Source organism: Arhodomonas sp. KWT (genome assembly GCF_010993615.1).
Genome location: NZ_WNXE01000990.1, coordinates 1 through 609, shown reverse-complemented (window position 1 = coordinate 609; position 609 = coordinate 1). Strand labels below are relative to the sequence as shown.

1 protein-coding gene is annotated in these 609 nt (G+C 71.3%); it reads right to left on the bottom strand.

The genetic code is table 11. The features are described 5' to 3' along the window. A partial coding sequence (locus G7A99_RS23720; RefSeq protein WP_163144523.1) for an NAD-dependent epimerase/dehydratase family protein occupies nucleotides 1-359 on the bottom strand: 359 nt, incomplete at its 3' end. Nucleotides 360-609 lie beyond the last annotated feature (250 nt).

The window sequence follows — 609 nt, the reverse complement described above, 5'->3', positions numbered from 1 at the left end:
CCGTAGACCGCCGCCGTCGAGGAGAACACGAACTGCGGCACCCCGGCGGCGGTGACCTCGGTGAGCAGCCCCAGGGTATTGCCGGTGTTGTTCGCGTAATAGCGCAGGGGATCGGCGATGGACTCCGGCACCACGATGTGCGCGGCGAAGTGCATCACCGCGTCGAATCCCTCGCGCAGCACCGAGGCCAGGGTCTCGCGGTCGGCGAGATCGGCCACCACCAGGCTCGCCTCGCCCACCGCCCAGGCATGACCGGTGGAGAGGTTGTCGTAGACGACCACCTCGTGCCCCCCGGCCAGCAGCTCGTGGACGACGTGCGAGCCGATGTAGCCCGCCCCTCCGGTCACCAGAATGCGCATGCGCGGCTCCCTCTGCATGATGGATCGGGGCATGGCCCCGGACGATCAGACTACCCCCGAACCGGCCGCCGCGGCGAGCACCGGGCCGACGTTACCGGCCGGCCGGTGTCATGAACGGTCGCCGCACGTGCGCGACGTCTCCTCCACGGCGGCGCGGGCCGGGGCCGCGGTGGCGATCGACGGCACGGCCGGGCGTCGTCAAGCGACCGGCTGTGTTATAGATTCCCGGGGGCCTGCCCGTACGCCGGAG